The organism is Mesorhizobium sp. B1-1-6, assembly GCF_006443035.1.
Lineage (GTDB): Bacteria > Pseudomonadota > Alphaproteobacteria > Rhizobiales > Rhizobiaceae > Mesorhizobium.
This window is the reverse complement of the sequence record NZ_VFWR01000001.1, coordinates 601,672-615,804: the sequence shown is the minus strand read 5'-3', so window position 1 is coordinate 615,804 and position 14,133 is coordinate 601,672. Positions and strand designations below refer to the sequence as shown.

Sequence of the window (14,133 nt, the reverse complement as noted above, 5' to 3'; positions counted from 1 at the left end):
TGCTCGCAAGAAGCGCGAAGGAACAAGGGAACGAGAAAAATGACCAAAGTCATCAGAAACGGCACCATCGTTACCGCCGACCGCACATGGAAGGCCGACGTGCTGATGCAGCACGGCAAGATCGTCGCCATTGGCTCCGACCTACACGGCGACCATGAGTTCGACGCCACCGGCTGTTATGTCATGCCAGGTGGTATCGATCCGCATACTCATCTCGAAATGCCGTTCATGGGCACCTATTCGGCCGACGATTTCGAGTCCGGCACGCGCGCGGCACTAGCCGGCGGCACGACGATGGTGGTCGATTTCTGCCTGCCGTCGCCGCAGCAGTCGCTGCTCGAGGCCTTGCAGATGTGGGACAACAAGACCTCGAAGGCGTCCTGCGATTATTCCTTCCACATGGCGATCACCTGGTGGGGCAAGCAGGTGTTCGACGAGATGGCCACCGTCGTCGACAAGGGCATCACCTCGTTCAAGCATTTCATGGCCTACAAGGGCGCGCTGATGGTGGACGACGACGAGATGTATGCGTCGTTCCAGCGCTGCGCCGAGCTCGGCGCGCTGCCGCTGGTGCATGCCGAGAATGGCGACGTGGTTGCGGCGCTCTCGCAGAAGTTGCTTGCCGCCGGCAACAATGGCCCGGAGGGGCACGCCTATTCGCGCCCGCCGGAAGTGGAAGGCGAGGCGACCAACCGCGCCATCATGATTGCCGACATGGCCGGCGTGCCGCTCTACGTCGTGCATGTTTCCTGCGAGCAGGCGCACGAGGCCATCCGCCGGGCGCGTCAGAAAGGCATGCGGGTGTTCGGCGAGCCACTGATCCAGCACCTGACGCTGGACGAGAGTGAGTATTTCGACAAGGACTGGGACCATGCGGCGCGCCGCGTGATGAGCCCGCCCTTCCGCAACAAATTACACCAGGATTCGCTGTGGGCCGGCCTGCAGGCGGGATCGTTGCAGGTGGTGGCGACCGACCACTGCGCCTTCACCACGGACCAGAAGCGCTTCGGCGTCGGCAATTTCACCAAGATCCCGAACGGCACGGGCGGCCTCGAGGATCGCATGCCGGTGCTGTGGACCAGGGGCGTCAACACCGGGCGGCTGACGATGAACGAATTCGTCGCCGTAACCTCGACCAACATCGCCAAGATCCTCAACATGTACCCGAAAAAGGGCGCCATTGTCGAAGGCGCGGATGCCGACATCATCGTGTGGGACCCCAAGCGCAAGAAGACGATTTCTTCGAAGAAGCAGCAGTCGGTCATCGACTACAATGTCTTCGAAGGCGTCGAAGTGACCGGCTTGCCGCGCTTTGTCTTCTCGCGTGGCGAATTGTCGATCGAGGAGACCGAGGTGAAGGCCAAGCCTGGCCATGGCCAGTTCGTCGGCCGCGAGCCGAACGCGGCGGTCAACCGGGCACTGTCGACCTGGAAGGAGATCACCGCGCCGCGCAAGGTGGAGCGGACAGGCATTCCGGCGACTGGGGTTTGAGTTTGCGCAGCTCGAAAAGCGCCAAGAAACTGATGATCGCCGACAAGGACGGCACCGTCTGCGGGGAAGTTTCCCGGTGCCGATGATTGCCGAAGTTGGTGCTGCCCCTCATCCGCCTGCCGGCGCCTTCTCCCCGTATAGGGACGGGGAGAAGGGAACTGAACGCAATCTTGGCGCCCTTTCCGGCAACGCTGGAAATTGGCGAAATCCTTCGCGAAATCGTCCTTCTCCCCGTCCCGATACGTGGAGAAGTGCCCGGCAGGGCGATGAGGGGCAGCGCAAACCTCAAGCAATTGGCCGATGGGCGCCTAGCCCCGCAAGGCCGGCTTCAGGCGACCAATGCATCCAGTTCCGGCAGCAGGACGACGCTTTCCTGCTCTTTGGGATCGGTGCGGGCAATGACGGCCGAAGACGGGGCCCCACTCAGATTGGCGGGCAGATGCGGCACGCCGGCCGGAATGTAGAAGAGGTCGCCGGCTTTGGCGACGATGTGGTTCTCAAGCCGGTCGCCGTACCAGGTATGGACCTCGCCGGAGAGCACGTAGATCGCCGTTTCATGGTTCTCATGCAGATGCGCCTTAGCGCGGGCGCCGGGCGGCATGGTGAGCACATGCATGCAGATACCAGATGAGCCGACCGACTCGGTGGCGATACCGGCGAAATAGGTCAATCCCTGCTTGCCTTCATAAGAGCTTTCAGGGCGGATAAGATGGCAAGTGGGTTGAGGCGACATCGGGGAAACTCCGGGCGTCGAATGAGTGGAACAAGACCAATGGGACTGGGCGAGTGGAAAACAACATCGCGATAAAAGCAATCGGAATCGGGCCGGCACTAAAGGGGCAGGAACAGGCAGGCCGCGGCCGATGACGGGGATTTCGCCAGCCGTCGTCGCGGCAAGCAAGCTTGGCCTGACCTTCCAGACCAATGACGGGCCGGTACAGGCGCTGTCCAATGTCGACCTGACCATCGGCAAGGGTGAGTTCGTTTCCTTCATCGGGCCGTCGGGCTGCGGCAAGACGACCTTGCTGCGGGTCATCGCCGATCTTGAGAAGCCGACCTCGGGGACCATTTCGGTCAACGGCATGACAGCAGAACAGGCGCGCGAGAAACGCGCCTACGGCTATGTCTTCCAGGCCGCCGCCCTGTTTCCCTGGCGCACCATCGAGCGCAACGTCGCGCTGCCGCTGGAGATCATGGGTCTGTCCGGGGCGGAGCAGGGAGAGCGGATCAGGCGCACGCTCGATCTCGTCAACCTTTCCGGCTTCGAGAAGAAGTATCCTTGGCAGCTTTCCGGCGGCATGCAGCAGCGCGCCTCGATCGCTCGCGCGCTCGCCTTCGATGCCGACCTTCTGTTGATGGACGAGCCGTTCGGCGCGCTGGACGAGATCGTGCGCGACCATCTCAACGAGCAATTGCTGCAATTGTGGGCGCGCACCAACAAGACCATCTGCTTCGTCACGCACTCCATTCCCGAGGCGGTGTATTTATCGACGCGCATCGTCGTCATGTCGCCGCGCCCGGGCCGCGTCAGCGACGTCATCGAATCGACGCTGCCGAAGGAGCGGCCACTCGACATCCGCGAGACGCCGGAGTTCCTGGCGATCGCCGCACGGGTGCGAGACGGCTTAAGGGCAGGGCACAGCTATGATGATTGAGCGGGGGCAGGATGGACTCGCGGCAGCGCCCCGAAAGGCGCCTCCACCTCACGAAGGAGCGGCCACCTACGCCTTCGTCATTCTAGGGCGGAGTAGCCGCGAAGCGGCATACGTAGACCCTAGGATCCATGCCGTGACGCCTGCCGAAAGGCGCAAACAGTCGAGAATATTCGGCAGGCTAAGCGGCGCGGAGGGAGCCATATTCCGAATGGTCGCGGAGCGGAGAGGTAACGGCATGGATTCTAGGGTCTGCGCCGCGTCGCTTCGCTCCTTGCTTCGCCCTAGGATGACGAAGGCAAGGGCCCCCGACCTCCGCTTCGCTCCGGCCACCCTCTCCCCGGTGGGGAGAGGAGAAGGGCGGCGCTAGATGGACACCTTCCGCTCAAAGGTCATCCCGGTAACCTCCATCCTCGCCGGCGTGGTCGTACTCTGGTACGTCTTCGCCGTCATACTCAACACGCCGTTCCAGCGCGATCTCGACCAACGTGCCAACGAAACGCCCGGCACCGTCGAGTTCATCGGCAAGACGCTCTCGCAGCCGAAGCCGACGCTGCCGGCGCCGGACCAGGTGGCGGTGAACTTTTTCGAGAACACGTTCCTGCGCAACGTCACTTCGAACCGCAGCCTGGTCTACAATGCCTGGGTGACGCTGTCCTCGACGCTGCTGGGCTTTGCCTTCGGCACGGCGCTCGGCATCATCATCGCGGTGGGCATCGTACATGTGGCGACGCTCGACCGCAGCCTGATGCCATGGATCATCGCCTCGCAGACCATCCCGATCCTGGCGGTGGCGCCGATGATCATCGTGGTGCTGGCGGCGATCGGCATCACCGGCCTGATCCCGAAGGCGATGATTTCGACCTATCTGTCGTTCTTCCCGGTGACGGTTGGCATGGTGAAAGGCCTGCGCTCGCCCGAGATCATGCATCTCGACCTGATGCACACCTACAATGCCAGCCGTGCACAGACCTTCTGGAAGCTGCGCGTGCCGGCCTCGGTGCCGTTCCTGTTCACCTCGATGAAGGTGGCGGTGGCGGCCAGTCTGGTCGGCGCCATTGTCGGCGAACTGCCGACGGGCGCCGTCGCCGGCATCGGCGCCAAGCTGCTCGCTAGCGCCTATTACAGCCAGTCCATCGACATCTGGTCGGCGCTTGTCGCGGGCTCGATCGTGGCCGCGCTGCTGGTCATGGTGGTCGGCATTGCCGGGCGCCTCGTCGACCGCGCCATGGGCGGGAGGCCGGCATGAACCGGCTGAAGCCTTCCTGGCAGGCTGTGCTGGCCATCGTGCTGTGCCTGATGGCGGTCGCACTCGGCGCCATGTCGAAGCCGGAAGCGGCGGCGCTAGCGGACCCGACAACCAGCGCCAACTATCCCTATCTCGGAACGAAGGGCCTGATGTTTGGCCTTGCCATGCTGACGGCCCTGGTCTCGATGATCAGGATTTCGCGCTTTGTGGAAGCGGTCGTACTGTTCGTCGGCGCCCACCTCGTCGCCTGGCTGCTGATCTCAGGTATCGCTGGTTTCGAAGGCACGGCACTGGCGCCGTATTTCGTGCTGCTCACGGCCGCCTGGCTGCTTGGCTGGCGCTGCGTCGCGGTGCTATCGGGACTGCACCCCACCGCAAGCTGGATGCGCACGGCGCTGCGCCTGATCATCCCCGCCATCTTCGGCGCCTGGATCCTGATCATCTGGGAAGCGGTGACGCGTGGCGCCGGCATCCCGTTCATCCTGTTGCCGCCGCCGAGCGCCATCGGCGCGCGCATCGCCAGTTCGCTGCCGATCCTTGGCGCCGATGTCCGGCAGACCATCTTCAAGGCTGTTATCTTCGGCTATATCGTGGGCAGCGGCGCCGGCTTTGTCACGGCCATTCTCGCCGACCGGGTGCCGTTCCTGCGGCGCGGCCTGCTGCCCATCGGCAACATGGTCTCGGCGCTGCCGATCATCGGCGTGGCGCCGATCATGGTGATGTGGTTCGGCTTCGACTGGCAGTCCAAGGCGGCTGTCGTCATCATCATGACCTTCTTCCCGATGCTGGTGAACACCGTCGCCGGTCTGGCCGCGTCCGGCCATATGGAGCGCGACCTGATGCGCACCTATGCGTCGGGCTACTGGCCGACGCTTATCAAGCTCAGGCTGCCGGCCGCCGCTCCCTTCATCTTCAACGCGCTGAAGATCAACTCGACGCTGGCGCTGATCGGCGCCATCGTCGCCGAGTTCTTCGGCACGCCCGTCGTCGGCATGGGCTTCCGCATCTCGACCGAAGTCGGACGGATGAACATCGACATGGTCTGGGCCGAAATCGCAGTTGCAGCCCTTGCGGGTTCGGTCTTTTATGGTGTGGTCGCTCTTGTCGAAAGAGCCGTCACGTTTTGGCATCCCTCTGTCCGTGGTGGATAGGGGCGGTGGGTTTGGGCACTAACTCCAGAGGGAAAAAATGAAAAGACTGATTGTTCCTGTACTGGCCGGCGCGATGTCGCTGGCCGCGTTCCAGGCAATGGCCGCCGACAAGGTGACGTTGCAGCTGAAATGGGTCACGCAGGCCCAGTTTGCCGGCTATTACGTCGCCAAGGCGAAGGGCTTCTACGAGGCCGAGGGTCTCGACGTCGACATCAAGCCGGGCGGTCCCGACATTGCGCCCGAGCAGGTGATCGCCGGCGGCGGCGCCGATGTCATCGTCGACTGGATGGGCGGCGCGCTGGCAGCCCGCGAAAAGGGCGTGCCGCTGGTCAACATCGCCCAGCCGTTCAAGAAGGCCGGCATGGAACTGGTCTGTCCGAAAGACGGCCCGATCAAGACCGAAGCCGACTTCAAGGGCCACACGCTCGGCGTCTGGTTCTTCGGCAACGAATATCCGTTCTACGCCTGGATGAACAAGCTTGGCCTCAAGACCGATGGCGGCCCGGACGGCGTCACCGTTCTCAAGCAGAGCTTTGACGTGCAGCCGCTGATTCAGAAGCAGGCGGATTGCATCTCGGTCATGACCTACAATGAATATTGGCAGCTGATCGACGCCGGCTACAACCCGGAGCAACTCACCGTGTTCAACTACTCGGCGATGGGCAACGACCTGCTCGAGGACGGGCTTTATGCCTCGGAGGACAAGCTCAAGGATCCGGCCTTCGAGGACAAGATGGTGCGTTTCGTGCGCGCCTCGATGAAGGGTTGGAAATACGCCGTCGACAACAATGACGAAGCGGCGGAGATCGTCATGGATGGTGGCGGCCAGGACGAGAATCACCAGAAGCGTATGATGAGCGAAGTCGCCAAGCTCATCGACAATGCCGACGGCAAGCTCGACCCGGCGACCTATGAGCGTACCGCCAAGGCGTTGCTCGACCAGAAGATCATCACCAAGGAGCCGAAGGGCGCCTATACCACCGCGATCACCGACAAGGCGATCAAGTAGGCCTCAAAGCGGCCTCGTGACGGGGCTTGATGGACGATGTTGGAGGGGCGGGCGACCGCCCCTTTTTCATGCGGCCAAATCACAAAAGCGTGTGCCTGGATACATTGGGGCGGCCGAGCGTTGCGTCGGAGGCATGCGCGTGCGGGGAGCCACGGCGGATGCTACAGCCAATCGGAGGTTCTTCATGCGCACACAGACCGTCTTGCCGACGCTTTCGGCGCTGGCCATTTCGACCGCTTTCCTGTTCGCGTCGCCGGCCCTGGCCGACATGATGAAGTTCAAGGCGACGCTCGATGGCAGCCAGCAGAGCCCACCCGTTACCACCAAGGGCAAGGGAACCGCCACATTCACCTTTGACACCGCCAAGAAGAAACTCAGTTGGAACGTCAAATACTCCGGCCTCAGCGGGCCGGCGACGGCCGCACATATTCATGGCCCGGCCGCGAAGGGGGAAAATGCGGACCCCGTAATCCCGTTCAAAAAACTCAAGAGCCCGATCAAGGGATCGGCGACATTGACCGATACGCAGGTGACCGATCTGGAAGCCGGCAAATATTACGTCAACATACACACCGCGGCCAACAAGGACGGCGAGATCCGCGGTCAGATCGAAAAGGCGGCGGCGTCGATGTAACGCGACGTCGCTCGGGGCGCGCGCCCGTATTTGCTTGCGAAAGCTTTGCGGGACAGCGCCGCCCTTTCTCCTGCCGGAAACCGACTTTCAGGCCTTGTCTCTTATCTGCGTCATCGTTCGGGTCGGGGTGATTGCCTCCGGATCGAGCCGGATTTCGACGATTGCCGGCTTGCCGCTGGCGCGAGCACGCTCGAAGGCAGGGGCGAAGTCGGCGGTTTTCTCCACCGTTTCGCCATGGCCACCATAGGCACGCGCCAGGGCGGCGAAGTCCGGATTCTTGAGGTCCGTGGCCACCACCCGCCCGGGGTATTCACGCTCCTGGTGCATGCGGATGGTGCCGTAGATGCCATTATTGACGACGATGACGATGATCGGTAACCCGTATTGTACGGCGGTGGCGAATTCCTGCCCGTTCATCAGGAAGCAGCCGTCGCCGGCGAAAGCGACTACGGTGCGATCCGGATAAAGCGCCTTGGCCGCTACCGCCGCCGGCGTTCCGTAACCCATCGAGCCTGAGGTCGGCGCGCCCTGTGTGGCAAAGCGGCGGAAGCGATGGAAGCGGTGCACCCACGTGGCGTAGTTGCCGGCGCCGTTGGTCAGGATGGCATCGTCGGGCAGCACCGTTTCGAGATAGGTCATGATCGGCCCCATCTGGACGGCGCCCGGACCGCTTTCCGGTGGGGTCGACCAGTCGAGATAAGCGGCATGGAGCTTTGCCGTCTCCGCCGCCCAGCCCGGCGATGCCGGTCCCTTCCGGTTGGCGAAGGCGCGCACGAAGGCGGCGGGCGAGGCGTTGATCGCAAGCGTTGGACGGTAGACGCGGCCTAGTTCGCCGGCATCGGGGTGGACATGGACCAGCGTCTGGTCAGGGTAGGGGCTCTTCAGCAGCGTATAGTCCGAGGACGGCATCTCGCCCATGCGGCCACCGATCAGCAGCACCAGATCGGCCTGCTTGATTGCTGTCGCCAGCTTCGGGTTGATGCCGATGCCGACATCGCCGGCATAGTTCGGGTGCAGATGATCGAACAGCATCTGGCGGCGGAAGGAGCAGCCGACCGGTAGCGACCACGCCTCGGCGATGCGGGTGATTTCCTGAACAGCCTGGAAATCCCAACGTGTGCCGCCCAGGATCGCGATCGGTCGTTTGGCGGCATTGAGCAGCGCCTCGAGCCGGTCGAGTTCGGCTTCGGCGGGGCTGGTCTCGACCGGGGTGTAGGCGATCGCGGCCGGTGCATCGACGACACTGGTCAGCATGTCTTCCGGCAGCGAGATGACGACGGGACCTGGGCGTCCGCAGGTCGCCACGGCAAAGGCGCGGGTGACGAATTCGGGAATACGCGACGCATCGTCGATCTCTACCACCCATTTTGCGATGTCGCCAAAGAACCTGACATAGTCCACTTCCTGGAAGGCCTCGCGCTGCTTGGCGTGGCTGGCGACCTGGCCGATGAACAGGATCACGGGAACTGAATCCTGCATGGCGATATGGATGCCGGCGGAGGCATTGGTGGCGCCGGGGCCGCGGGTGACGAAGCAGATACCGGGTTTGCCGGTCAGGCGGCCTTGGCAGTCGGCCATCATGGCGGCGCCACCCTCCTGGCGGCAGACGATGGTGCGGATCGCCGAATCGTGCAGCGCGTCGAGCACCGCGAGGTAGGATTCGCCTGGCACGCAGAAGATACGGTCGGTGCCGTTGGCCTCGAGCGCGTCGACGATCAATTGTCCGCCGGTTTTCATTTTGCTCTCTCCAGTTCGGCAAGGATTTCGTCAGTATGTTCGCCCAGGCGGGGCGAGGGGCGCTCATAGACGAGCGGTGTTTCGGACATGATCATCGGTGCGCGAACCGAGGGCAGAAGATTGCCATGGCCGTCGTCGAGATCGAGCCGCATGCCGCGCGCGATCGCCTGCGGGTCGGCGAACATCTGTCCGATCGTGTTGATCGGGCTCGCCGGCACGCTGGCCGCTTCCAGCTTGGCCAGCAGCGGGTCGCGATCCTTGGTCTTCAGCGCCTCGACGATCCGCTCGCGTAGCGCCGCCCGGTTGGCGACGCGGGCCGGATTGGTGGCGAAATCGGGATTGCCGGGCAATTCGTCCAGCCCGACCACCGCGCAGAACCTGGCGAACTGGCCGTCATTGCCGACCGCCAGGATGATGTGACCGTCCCGGACCGGCAGCACCTCGTAGGGAGCGATGTTCATATGCGCGTTGCCTATCTGCACAGGCGACTTGCCGGAGACGAGATAGTTGAGGTTCTGATTGCCGAGCGCCGAGATTTGGGTGTCGAACAATGCCATGTCGATGTGCTGGCCTTCGCCGGTTTTTTCGGCGTGGCGAAGGGCCGCCTGGATGGCGATGACGGAATAGAGGCCAGTGAAGATGTCGGAGATGGCGACGCCGGCCTTCTGCGGCTCGCGCCCCGCCTCGCCGGTGATCGACATCATGCCGGCCATGCCCTGGATGATGAAATCGTAGCCGGCGCGCGGCGCGTACGGACCGTCCTGGCCGAATCCGGTGATCGAGCAATAAACGAGGCGCGGATTGATCTTGCGCAGGCTGTCATAGTCGAGTCCGTATTTCTTCAAACCGCCAAGCTTGAAGTTTTCGATCAGCACGTCAGACGTTGTCACCAGCCGGCGCACGGTTTCGGCGCCCTGCGGTGTCGAAAAATCAATGGCGATGGAGCGCTTGCCGCGATTGCAGGAATGGTAATAGGCGGCCGACAGGTTCTCGCCATCCTTGCCCATGACGAAGGGCGGGCCCCATTTGCGGGTGTCGTCGCCGCCATCAGGGCTTTCGACCTTGATGACGTCGGCGCCGAGATCGGCAAGCAACTGCCCGGCCCAGGGCCCGGCAAGGATGCGGGCGAGTTCGACGACGCGGACGCCTTTCAGCGGGGGCTCAGCCATAGATCACCAGAATTGGTCGGAACCGAAGCCTCTATCAACAGAGATTGCCGCTGTCACGGCTCTTGCGATGGGCCAACGCTTCATCGCTTCAAGGCGGTTTCGGCCCACGCTGCGAAATCGTCCATGACGATGTCGCGATTCACCTCGTTCAAGCTTTCGTGGCGGGTCTCGCTGTAAACCTTTGAAACGAGATTCGAAAAGCCCATTTTGCGCATGCGTCCGGCAAGCTGGATGATCCCCTTGCCATAATCCGAGGCAGGGTCTTTTTCGCCCCCCACGACGCTGACGGACAGGTCGCGCCGAACGCCGACGAAACCGGCGTCCCTGCCGCCATTGAGCGCCATCTGGACGACATCGCGCCACATCGACACCGAGGCGTCCCAGCCGCATAGCGGGTCGGCGATGTATTTGTCGACCTCGGCCCCGTCGCGTGACAGCCAGTCGAACAAGGTCCGGTGGTTGGGCACCGCCTTGCGCCAGGCCTGGAAGGTGAGCTTCGGCAGCAGGCGCGATGGGACGTCCGAGCCGAGCCGCATCCTTTCCCATGCAAGGATGCCGAGCGCCACCTGCCCGAGCAGGCCAGCTGAAAAATTGCCATTCCAGATGGCGGCGGCGTGAACGCGGTTCGAATGGGCCAGGAGAAAGTTCAGCGCCACGGACGCGCCCATCGAATGGCCGAACAGGATGACGGGCAGGCCCGGCTGCTCCCCGGCGATGAGATCATGGATGGCGCCGACATCGGCGATGACCTTGGCGGGGCCGTCCTCATGCGCGAACCTGCCCAGCGGTGCGTCGGGTGCCTTCGTTGTGCCATGGCCGCGATGATCGTGAACATAGACACTAAAGCCGCGCGCGCCCAGGAATTCGGCAAAACGATCATAGCGCGCCGCATGCTCTGCCAGCCCGTGATTGATCTGGATGACGGCGCGCGGATGGCCGTCGGCCTGCCGGACCAGAAGATTGAGGTCGGCGCCGGTCGGCGAACGGACCATGCGCTGCTGGCTGAATGACATTCAGTGATTTCCACCCTGGCCCGCCTCGGTGGCGCCGGCCTTGTTTGCGCCGGGGCCGGTTCAGCGTCAATCCGCCATTCCGGATTTCTCGCGATGATGTTTCTTGCATCTGGCCGGTGGAATATCGCAATTCTGACATGGAGACAGCTTCAGTCTGTCGCCCACCTTTTTCATCCAGGGATTCCCCATGCGCATTGCTGTTGTTTTCGGATTGGCCATGTTGGCGGCATCGTTAACGGGTGCGGCCCATGCCGACGTCAGGATGAGTGGCACCTTCGTTGCCGACGCCTCCTGTCCGGCGACGCAAGCCATCAAGAACGGCAAGAATCCCGGCAATGTCTCGACTGATGCCGGACAGAGCTATCAACTGCTGGCGGGCAACAAGGATGCGCCGACGCACTATCTCATTCTGGTGCCGGGCGCAGATCCGGATCGGCGCTGGGTGAAGGTCAGTTGCGGACATCTCTCCGGCAGCAGCGCAGCAACGCTGCCGGCGACCCCCGGCGGGCAGGGCAAGCCGGCGGCGTCGGGAAAACCCGAATATGTCTTCGCGCTGAGCTGGCAGCCGGCTTTTTGCGAGACCAAGTCCAGCAAGAGCGAATGCAAGGCACAAAACCCGAATGAATTCGATGCCAGCAACTTCACCTTGCACGGCCTGTGGCCGCAGCCGAACGGGAACTTCTATTGCCAGGTACCGGCCAGCGACAAGGCCAACGACAGTTCGGCGCACTGGAAGGATCTTCCGCCTGTCAATTTGGACGCCGGCACGCGCGCGGAACTCGACAAGGTTATGCCGGGCACCGCTTCGCAGTTGGAGCGGCATGAATGGATCAAGCACGGCACCTGCTACGGCAAGAACCAGCAGGAGTATTTTTCCGACGCACTCGGCCTGATGCGCGCGGTGAACGGCTCAGCGGTGCGCGATCTCTTCGCCAAGAACATCGGCGGCAAGCTGACGGCGGACCAGATCCGCGGCGCCTTCGACCAGGCCTTTGGCGCCGGCGCCGGCGATCGCGTGCGCGTCTCCTGTGTCATCGATCCGTCGAGCGGCCGGCGGCTGATCGGAGAGTTGACGCTTGGCCTTGCCGGTCCGATCGGCCCAAACAGCTCGCTCAAGGACCTGCTGCTGGCCTCGGTGCCGACCAACAAGGCCGGTTGCCCGACCGGAACCGTCGACGCAATCGGGTTCCAGTAGGTCCTGAGCTCATTCCAGCCGGCAGGCAGGCCGGGGCGCCAACGCCCGTTGTTGTGCGGCCTGTGATCGGTTCGATGCGGCGAAAGCGATTGCCGTTCGGCTCCGCATCGCCTACATAGCGGCCAACCTCCATTCAGATCGACAAATCAGTCAGTTTTTCAGGGAAAGCGCGCGTGGCACGCCAGTTCATCTATCACATGTCAGGCCTGTCAAAGGCCTACGGCACCAAGAAGGTGCTCGATAACGTTCATCTGTCCTTCTACCCGGACGCCAAGATCGGCATTCTCGGTCCTAACGGTTCGGGTAAGTCGACCATCCTGCGCATCATGGCCGGGCTCGACAAGGAGTTCCAGGGCGAGGCGTGGCTGGCCGAAGGCGCCACGGTCGGCTACCTGGCGCAGGAGCCGCAGCTCGACAACAGCAAGACCGTGCGTGAAAACGTCATGGACGGCGTCGGCAGGAAGACCGCCATCATCGAGCGCTACAACGAATTGATGATGAACTATTCCGACGAGACGGCAGACGAGTCGGCCAAGCTCCAGGACGAGATGGATCGGCTCAACCTTTGGGACCTCGAGCAGCAGGTCGAGATGGCGATGGACGCGCTGCAGTGCCCGCCGGCCGATTCCGAGGTGACCAATCTGTCGGGCGGCGAGCGCCGCCGCGTGGCGCTGTGCCGGCTGCTCCTGGAACAGCCCGACCTGCTTTTGCTCGACGAGCCGACCAACCATCTCGACGCCGAGACCACGGCGTGGCTGGAAAAGCACCTGCGCGACTATCCGGGCTCGGTGCTGATCATCACCCACGACCGCTACTTCCTCGACAATGTCACGGGATGGATTCTCGAGCTCGATCGCGGCCGTGGCATCCCTTACGAGGGCAACTACACCAAATATCTCGACGCCAAGGCCAAACGCCTGATCCAGGAAGGCCGCGAGGACGACGCCCGCCAGAAGTCGATCTGGCGCGAGCGCGAGTGGATCCAATCCTCGCCGAAGGCGCGCCAGACCAAGTCCAAGGCCCGTATCAAGGCCTATGAGGAACTGGTCGAGCAGTCGCAGAATCGCAAGCCGACCGACACGCAGATCGTCATTCCGTCGGGCGAGCGCCTCGGCAATGTCGTCATCGAGGTTGAAGGGCTCACCAAGGGCTTCGGCGATGAGCTTTTGATCGAGGACCTGTCGTTCAGGCTGCCGCCGGGCGGCATTGTCGGCGTCATCGGCCCGAACGGCGCTGGCAAGACGACGCTGTTCAAGACCTTCACTGGCCAGGAAAAGCCTGATGCGGGGTCGATCCGCATCGGCGAGACGGTCAAGCTCGGCTATGTCGACCAGAGCCGTGACGCGCTGGACCCGAACAAGACGGTGTGGGAAGAAATCTCCGGTGGCGCCGAAGTCATCAAGCTTGGCAAGCACGAGGTCAACAGCCGCGCCTATTGCTCGTCCTTCAACTTCCGTGGCGGCGATCAGCAGCAGAAGGTCGGCAACCTTTCGGGCGGCCAACGCAACCGAGTGCATCTGGCCAAGATGCTCAAAGGCGGCGGCAATGTGCTTTTGCTCGACGAACCGACCAACGACCTCGACACCGAGACGCTGAGCGCGCTCGAAGACGCGCTGGAAGCCTATGCCGGCTGCGCTGTCATCATCAGCCACGACCGCATGTTCCTCGATCGCATGGCGACCCACATGCTCGCCTTCGAGGGCGACGCGCATGTCGAATGGTTCGAAGGCAATTTCGAGGAGTATGAGAAGGACAAGGTTCGCCGCCTGGGCGCGGAGGCGGCGGCCCCGCACCGCATGACGCATAAGAGGCTGACGCGGTAAGGGCCGTTAT

Annotated in this window: 12 protein-coding genes; 8 read left to right on the top strand and 4 right to left on the bottom strand. The window is 63.0% G+C overall.

Annotated features, from left to right (window positions below):
• Nucleotides 1-39: 39 nt before the first annotated feature.
• On the top strand, nt 40-1,491 hold the full coding sequence (gene hydA / locus FJ979_RS03165) for a dihydropyrimidinase (RefSeq protein ID WP_140557476.1): 1,452 nt from the start codon (nt 40-42) through the stop codon (nt 1,489-1,491).
• Nucleotides 1,492-1,819: 328 nt separating this feature from the next.
• Here the strand turns inward: hydA and FJ979_RS03155 are convergent, their stop codons facing one another.
• Entirely contained in the window at nt 1,820-2,224 is a 405-nt protein-coding gene (locus tag FJ979_RS03155; protein WP_140495129.1) for a cupin domain-containing protein, read from the bottom strand.
• Between the two features lie 130 nt (nt 2,225-2,354).
• Here FJ979_RS03155 and FJ979_RS03150 point away from each other — a divergent pair, with 130 nt between their 5' ends.
• From FJ979_RS03150 to FJ979_RS03125, 5 genes are all read left to right on the top strand, one after another.
• Nucleotides 2,355-3,146: an ABC transporter ATP-binding protein gene (locus FJ979_RS03150; RefSeq protein WP_140516662.1), complete on the top strand. Its 792-nt coding sequence runs from the start codon at nt 2,355-2,357 to the stop codon at nt 3,144-3,146.
• 367 nt (nt 3,147-3,513) lie between these two features.
• Nucleotides 3,514-4,392, top strand: coding sequence for an ABC transporter permease (locus FJ979_RS03140; RefSeq protein WP_140580027.1), 879 nt, complete (start codon nt 3,514-3,516; stop codon nt 4,390-4,392).
• Entirely contained in the window at nt 4,389-5,543 is a 1,155-nt protein-coding gene (locus FJ979_RS03135) for an ABC transporter permease (RefSeq protein WP_140580026.1), read from the top strand. Before FJ979_RS03140 ends, FJ979_RS03135 begins: the two co-directional genes overlap by 4 nt.
• A 37-nt stretch (nt 5,544-5,580) precedes the next feature.
• Nucleotides 5,581-6,552, top strand: coding sequence for an ABC transporter substrate-binding protein (locus FJ979_RS03130; RefSeq protein WP_140580025.1), 972 nt, complete (start codon nt 5,581-5,583; stop codon nt 6,550-6,552).
• A 184-nt stretch (nt 6,553-6,736) separates the two neighbouring features.
• Nucleotides 6,737-7,186: a CHRD domain-containing protein gene (locus FJ979_RS03125; RefSeq protein WP_140557483.1), complete on the top strand. Its 450-nt coding sequence runs from the start codon at nt 6,737-6,739 to the stop codon at nt 7,184-7,186.
• Nucleotides 7,187-7,273: 87 nt separating this feature from the next.
• On the opposite strand, the gene FJ979_RS03120 is transcribed toward FJ979_RS03125, so the two are convergent.
• From FJ979_RS03120 to FJ979_RS03110, 3 genes are all read right to left on the bottom strand, one after another.
• Nucleotides 7,274-8,923: a thiamine pyrophosphate-binding protein gene (locus FJ979_RS03120; RefSeq protein WP_140580024.1), complete on the bottom strand. Its 1,650-nt coding sequence runs from the start codon at nt 8,921-8,923 to the stop codon at nt 7,274-7,276.
• Nucleotides 8,920-10,092: a CaiB/BaiF CoA-transferase family protein gene (locus FJ979_RS03115; RefSeq protein ID WP_140567409.1), complete on the bottom strand. Its 1,173-nt coding sequence runs from the start codon at nt 10,090-10,092 to the stop codon at nt 8,920-8,922. The genes FJ979_RS03120 and FJ979_RS03115 overlap by 4 nt, the downstream gene beginning before the upstream one ends.
• Before the next feature lie 80 nt (nt 10,093-10,172).
• The gene (locus tag FJ979_RS03110) at nt 10,173-11,105 is read right to left on the bottom strand and encodes an alpha/beta hydrolase (RefSeq protein ID WP_140580023.1); all 933 of its coding nucleotides are present in this window, start codon (nt 11,103-11,105) and stop codon (nt 10,173-10,175) included.
• A gap of 187 nt (nt 11,106-11,292) precedes the next feature.
• On the opposite strand from FJ979_RS03110, the gene FJ979_RS03105 reads away from it, so the two are divergent.
• Nucleotides 11,293-12,300 carry a ribonuclease gene (locus FJ979_RS03105; RefSeq protein WP_140580022.1) on the top strand — a complete coding sequence of 336 codons (1,008 nt, stop codon included), beginning with the start codon at nt 11,293-11,295 and terminating at the stop codon, nt 12,298-12,300.
• 173 nt (nt 12,301-12,473) lie between these two features.
• A complete protein-coding gene (ettA, locus tag FJ979_RS03100) occupies nt 12,474-14,123 on the top strand; it encodes an energy-dependent translational throttle protein EttA (protein WP_140567404.1) in 1,650 nt (549 codons plus the stop codon).
• Nucleotides 14,124-14,133 lie beyond the last annotated feature (10 nt).